General features: G+C 74.2%; 1 protein-coding gene. It reads left to right on the top strand.

Annotated features, from left to right (window positions below; translation table 11 throughout):
* The coding region (locus ACPFP2_RS29690) for an SDR family NAD(P)-dependent oxidoreductase (RefSeq protein WP_424093535.1) at positions 1–6,012 on the top strand (6,012 nt) is incomplete at both ends.

Raw genomic sequence — 6,012 nt, forward strand, 5'->3', positions numbered from 1 at the left:
GGTCATCGGGTGTTGGCGGTGGTGCGGGGTTCGGCGGTGAATCAGGATGGTGCGTCGAATGGTTTGACGGCGCCGAATGGTCCGTCGCAGCAGCGGGTGATTCGTCAGGCGTTGGCGTCGGCGCGGTTGTCGTCGGTGGACGTGGACGTGGTGGAGGCGCACGGCACCGGTACGACTCTTGGTGATCCGATCGAGGCGCAGGCGTTGTTGGCCACCTATGGGCAGGGCCGGGACGGGCTTGAGCCGTTGTTGTTGGGGTCGGTGAAGTCGAATCTGGGTCATACGCAGGCGGCGGCGGGTGTTGCTGGTGTGATCAAGATGGTGCAGGCGATGCGCCACGGTGTGGTGCCGGCGACCCTGCACGTGGATGTGCCGTCGTCGAAGGTGGACTGGTCGTCCGGTGCGGTGGCGTTGGTGACGGAGTCGCGGGCGTGGCCGGTGTTGGATCGGCCGCGGCGGGCGGCGGTGTCGTCGTTCGGCATCTCCGGCACGAATGCCCACGTCATCATCGAACAGCCCGAGCCGGAGCCACGGACGGACGACGCGCAAACGGGCACGGGCACCGGACAGCCGGACGCCACCGGGCGGCCGATGCAGGCCGCCACGCTGCCGGCGGGAGAGGCATCCGGCCGACAGCCGGAGACGGGCAGCGACCTGCCGGTGGTGCCCTGGCTGGTGTCGGCGCGTTCGGAACCGGCCCTGGCCGGGCAGGCGGCCCGGCTCACCGAGTTCACGCGGGAGCGCGACGACCTGTCCCTGGCGGACGTCGGCTGGTCCCTCGCCAGTTCGCGGGCCGCCCTGGAACACCGGGCCGTCCTGCTCGCGGCGGACCCGGACGGTTTACGCGCCGGCCTGTCCGCCCTCGCCGAGGGCGCGACCGCACCTGGCCTCGTCACCGGCGAGGTCACCCCCGGTCGCCGGGCGGTGTTGTTCACGGGTCAGGGTGCGCAGCGGGCGGGTATGGGTCGGGAGTTGTACGACCGGTTCCCGGTGTACGCGGACGCCTTCGACCGGGTGTGTGCGTTGTTCGATGCTCCGCTCGATCGTCCGTTGCGGGAGGTGGTGTTCGCCGAGTCGGGCAGTGAGCTGTCGGCTCTGTTGGATCAGACGGTGTTCACCCAGGCGGGGTTGTTCGCGGTGGAGGTGGCGCTGTACGAGTTGCTGTCGTCGTTCGGGATGACCGCTGACTATCTGGTGGGTCATTCGATCGGTGAGGTGACTGCCGCTCATGTGGCGGGGGTGTTGTCGTTGGAGGATGCCTGCGCGTTGGTGGCGGCGCGGGGGTCGTTGATGCAGGCGTTGCCGTCCGGTGGCGGGATGCTGGCGGTGGGTGCGTCCGAGGCCGAGGTCCGCGAGGTCATCGGCACCGGCAGCGCAGGCGATGACGGCGGCACGAGCGCGAGCGGTGGCGTGGTCGACCTGGCAGCCAGCGGCGGCACCGACAGCGGCAGTGCAGGTGGTGTGGATGTCGCGGCGGTGAACGGTCCCCGGTCGGTGGTGCTGTCCGGGCCGGTGGCCGAGTTGGATCGGGTCGAGCGGGTGTGTGTCGAGCGGGGTTGGCGGGTCAAGCGGCTGTCGGTCAGTCACGCGTTCCACTCGCGTCTGATGGAGCCGATGCTGGAGCAGTTCCGGGCGGTCCTGGCCGGCCTGGACTGGCACGCCCCGAAGTTGCCGATCGTGTCGAACCTGACCGGTCGGGTCGCGGACCCGGCGGAGATCGCGGGGCCGGAGTACTGGGTGCGGCATGTGCGGGAGGCGGTCCGGTTCGCCGACGCGATCGCCACCCTGCACGAGGCCGGGGTGAGTACCTTCCTGGAGGTCGGCCCCGACGCCACGCTGACGGCGATGGCCGCCGACACCTCCACCGACCGGCCGGCCCACCACGTCGCCGCCCTGCGCCGCGACCAACCGGAGACCACGGCACTGGTCACCGCCCTGGCCCGCCTGCACGTCACCGGCACACCCGTGGACTGGGCGGCCTGGTTCACCCACACCGGCCACCAGCCGCACACCGTCGACCTGCCCACCTACGCCTTCCACCACCGCCGCTACTGGCTGGAGGCCCGCACCCGCGCCCACGGCGTCGACGGCGGCACCGCACCCGACGACGACGCGTTCTGGCAGGTCATCGAGAACCAGGACGTCGAAGCCCTCGCCACCACCCTCGCCGTCGACCCGCAGGCCCCGCTCGGCGCGGTGCTGCCCGCCCTGTCGGCGTGGCGACGCCGCCGTGACGTCGAATCGAGGCTCGACTCGTGGCGGTACCGGGTCGCCTGGCAGGCGCTCCCCGACAGCCACCGGCAGGAGGTCGGCGACCTCCTGCTCGTCGTACCCGCCGACCCGGCCGGGGCCGCCGGGGAGTGGATGGCCGCGCTCGCCGCGCCCGGCGTACGGGTGCTGCCGGTGGCCGCCGGCCGGGACCGCACCAGCCTGGCCCGCGACCTCACCGAGGCGTACGCCGACGAGCGCCCCGGAGTCGTGCTGTCGCTGCTGGGGCTGACGCCCGGAGCGCACCCCGATGCTGCCTGTGTGCCGGCCGGCCTCGCCGGCACCGTCAGCCTCGCCCAGGCCCTCGGCGACGCCGGGATCCCCGCCCGGCTCTGGATCGCCACCCGGGGCGCGGTCTCCGTCGACCCCCGCGACCACCCCGTCGACCCTGACCAGGCGACGCTCTGGGGCTTCGGCGGCGTCCTGCGCGCCGAGCACCCCCACCGCTTCGGCGGCCTCGTCGACCTGCCCGCGACGGCCGACCCACGCGGCGTACGGCTGCTGCGCCGGCTGCTCGGCGGCGAGCACGCCGAGGACCAGGTCGCGCTGCGCGCCACCGGCCCGTACGCCCGGAGGCTGGTCCGCGCCGGCCAGCCGGCGGGCCCGGGTCGCGGCTGGACCCCCCGCGGCACCGCACTCGTCACCGGCGGGACCGGCGCCCTCGGCGGTCACGTCGCCCGCGCCCTCGCCGCAGCCGGCGCCGAGCACCTGCTGCTCGTCAGCCGGCGCGGCCCCGACGCGCCCGGCGCCGCCGCCCTCGCCGAGGAGTTGACCGCGCTCGGCGCCCGGGTCACCGTCGCCGCCTGCGACGTGGCCGACCGTGACGCCCTGCGCGACCTGTTGGCGACCGTGCCCACCGACCTGCCGCTCACCGCCGTCGTGCACACCGCGGCGGCGCTCGACGACGCCGTCGTCGACACCCTCACCGTCGCGCAGATGTCGACCGCCCTGCGGGCGAAGGTCACCGCGGCCGGCAACCTCGACGCGTTGACCCGCGAGCACGACCTGTCGGCGTTCGTGCTGTTCTCGTCCCTGGCCGGCACCATGGGCGGCCCCGGGCAGGCCAACTACGCCCCCGGCAACGCCTGGCTCGACGCCCTCGCCGGCCGCCGCCGCGCCGAAGGGCTGCCCGCCACCTCGATCGCCTGGGGCCTGTGGGCCGACGGCGGGGTCAGCGCCGGCGACTTCGAACGCCGGATGGCCCGCACCGGCATCGGGGCGATGGACCCCGCGACGGCCGTCCGCGCGCTCACCCGGGCCCTGGACCACGACGAGACCCACCTCGTGGTCGCCGACGTCGACTGGGACCGGGTGGCCGCCCACGCCGCCGCCCGGCAGCCCGACCCGCTGCTGCGCGAGCTGCTGACCGCGCCGCAGGTGACCGACGCCGCCACCGCCGAGCGGGCCACCGGCGGCGGCGCCCTGCGGCAGCGCCTCGCCGGACTCACCGAGGCCGAGCAGCTCACCGCCCTGCGCGACCTGGTGCGCGCCGAGGTCGCCGCCGTGCTCGGCCACGGCAGCGCCGACCAGGTGCCGGCCGCGCGGGCGTTCCGGGACCTCGGCTTCACCTCCCTCACGGCCGTCGAACTGCGTAACCGGCTCGACGTCGCCACCGGGCTGACCCTGCCCGCCACGCTCGCCTTCGACCACCCCAACCCCACCGCCCTGGCGGCGCACATCCGCACCGAACTGCTCGGTGGGGCGGCGCTGCCCGCGACGCGGACCCCGACGGTACGGCCCGCCGACGACGACCCGATCGTCATCGTCGGCATGGGCTGCCGATTCCCCGCCGCAGCGGGATCGCCGGCGCAGTTCTGGCGGCTGCTCGCCGACGGCGTCGACGCGATGTCCGACTTCCCGACCGACCGGCACTGGGACCTGGCCGCGCTGCACCACCCCGACCCGGACCACCCCGGTGCGTCGTACGTGACGCAGGGGGCGTTCCTCGACGACGCGGGGGCGTTCGACGCGGAGTTCTTCGGCATCTCCCCGCGCGAGGCGGTCGCCATGGACCCGCAGCAGCGGCTGCTGCTGGAGGTGTCCTGGGCGGCGATCGAGGACGCCCGGATCGACCCGCTCTCGCTGCGCGGCAGCCGCGTCGGTGTCTTCGCCGGCACCAACGGCCAGGACTTCGACAACCTCATCCGGTACGGCGGGGAACGCCTCGCCGGCTACGGTGCCACCGGCGCCTCCGCGAGTGTGCTGTCGGGGCGGGTGGCGTACTCGTTCGGGTTCGAGGGGCCGGCGGTCACCGTCGACACGGCGTGTTCGTCGTCGCTGGTGGCGCTGCACCTGGCGGCGCAGTCGCTGCGGTCCGGGGAGTGCGACCTGGCCCTCGCGGGTGGCGTGACGGTCATGGCCACCCCCGGGGCCTTCGTCGAGTTCTCCCGGCAGCGCGGGCTCTCCGCCGACGGGCGTTGCCGCTCGTTCGCCGACTCCGCCGACGGGACCGGCTGGGGCGAGGGCGTCGGGGTGCTGCTGGTACAGCGCCTCTCCGACGCCCGGCGGGACAACCGCCGGATCCTGGCGGTGCTGCGCGGCAGCGCGGTCAACCAGGACGGGGCGTCGAACGGGTTGACCGCGCCGAACGGGCCGGCGCAGCAGCGGGTGATCCGGCAGGCGCTGGCCAACGCCGGGTTGAGCACGGCGGACGTGGACGCGGTCGAGGCGCACGGCACCGGCACGACGTTGGGCGACCCGATCGAGGCGCAGGCGCTGCTGGCCACGTACGGGCAGGGCCGCGACGGGCGCGAGCCGCTGCTCGTCGGGTCGGTCAAGTCGAACATCGGGCACACCCAGGCGGCAGCGGGTGTGGCCGGGGTGATCAAGATGGTGCTCGCCATGCGGCACGACCTCGTGCCGGCCACCCTGCACGTGGACGCGCCGTCGTCGAAGGTGGACTGGACCTCCGGCGCGGTCGCGCTGGTCACCGAGGCGCGACAGTGGCCGGCTGTCGACCGGCCGCGGCGGGCGGCGGTGTCGTCGTTCGGCATCTCCGGAACGAACGCCCACGTCATCGTCGAAGAGCCCGAGCCTGTCGCCGTGCAGCCGAAGTCGCTCGACGGGCAGCCGGGCACCACCGCTGCGACGTCGGTCGTGGCGCTGCGGGCAGGAGAGATCCCCGGCGGGCAGCCGGGCACGAGCGCCGACCTGCCGGTGGTGCCGTGGCTGGTGTCGGCGCGGTCCGGGCCGGCCCTGGCCGGGCAGGCGGGACGGTTGGCCGAGTATGCGCGGGAGCGTGACGCCCTGTCCCTGGTGGACGTCGGCTGGTCCCTGGCCACCTCCCGGGCGGCCCTCGAACACCGGGCGGTGGTGCTGGGCTCCACGGTCGACGACCTGCGCGCCGGGCTGGCCGCGCTGGCCAAGGGTACGACCGCACCCGGCGTCGTCACCGGCGAGATCGCCACCGGTCGCCGGGCGATGCTGTTCACCGGTCAGGGTGCGCAGCGGGCGGGTATGGGTCGGGAGTTGTACGACCGGTTCCCGGTGTACGCCGACGCCTTCGACCGGGTGTGTTACCTGTTCGACGGCCGGCTGGACCGTCCGTTGCGGGAGGTGGTGTTCGCCGAGTCGGGCAGTGACCTGGCGGGCTTGTTGGATCGGACGGTGTTCACCCAGGCGGGGTTGTTCGCGGTGGAGGTGGCGCTGTATGAGCTGCTCTCCTCGTGGGGTGTGCGGGCCGATTATCTGGTGGGTCATTCGATCGGTGAGGTGACTGCCGCTCATGTGGCGGGGGTGTTGTCG

Source organism: Micromonospora citrea, from assembly GCF_049629545.1.
GTDB classification, from domain to species: Bacteria; Actinomycetota; Actinomycetes; order Mycobacteriales; family Micromonosporaceae; genus Micromonospora; species Micromonospora citrea_A.